The sequence below is a fragment of the Salinicola sp. MH3R3-1 genome (assembly GCF_001937155.1).
Classification (GTDB): Bacteria; Pseudomonadota; Gammaproteobacteria; order Pseudomonadales; family Halomonadaceae; genus Salinicola; species Salinicola halophyticus.
In genome coordinates, this window is the sequence record NZ_MSDP01000108.1 from 1 (window position 1) to 825 (window position 825).

The following is an 825-nucleotide window of genomic DNA, read 5'->3' on the forward strand; positions in this document are numbered from 1 at the left end:
TAGATACCCTGGTAGTCCACGCCGTAAACGATGTCGACTAGCCGTTGGGACCTTTAAGGACTTAGTGGCGCAGTTAACGCGATAAGTCGACCGCCTGGGGAGTACGGCCGCAAGGTTAAAACTCAAATGAATTGACGGGGGCCCGCACAAGCGGTGGAGCATGTGGTTTAATTCGATGCAACGCGAAGAACCTTACCTACCCTTGACATCCAGAGAAGTTGGCAGAGATGCCTTCGTGCCTTCGGGAGCTCTGAGACAGGTGCTGCATGGCTGTCGTCAGCTCGTGTTGTGAAATGTTGGGTTAAGTCCCGTAACGAGCGCAACCCTTGTCCTTATTTGCCAGCAAGTAATGGCGGGAACTCTAAGGAGACTGCCGGTGACAAACCGGAGGAAGGTGGGGACGACGTCAAGTCATCATGGCCCTTACGGGTAGGGCTACACACGTGCTACAATGGCCGGTACAAAGGGCTGCGAGATCGCGAGATGGAGCGAATCCCAGAAAGCCGGCCTCAGTTCGGATCGGAGTCTGCAACTCGACTCCGTGAAGTCGGAATCGCTAGTAATCGTGAATCAGAATGTCACGGTGAATACGTTCCCGGGCCTTGTACACACCGCCCGTCACACCATGGGAGTGGACTGCACCAGAAGTGGTTAGCTTAACCTTCGGGAGAGCGATCACCACGGTGTGGTTCATGACTGGGGTGAAGTCGTAACAAGGTAGCCGTAGGGGAACCAGCGGCTGGATCACCTCCTTAAACGACCAGCTTAGCGTGGTTCAAGTGTCCACAATCAATTACCTGATCGGCCAGAGCAAGACTGTTTGGG

1 rRNA gene is annotated in these 825 nt (G+C 54.5%); it reads left to right on the forward strand.

What is annotated here, in order from left to right:
• A 16S ribosomal RNA gene (locus tag BTW08_RS18580) occupies positions 1–755 on the forward strand; the annotation flags it as partial.
• Positions 756–825 lie beyond the last annotated feature (70 nt).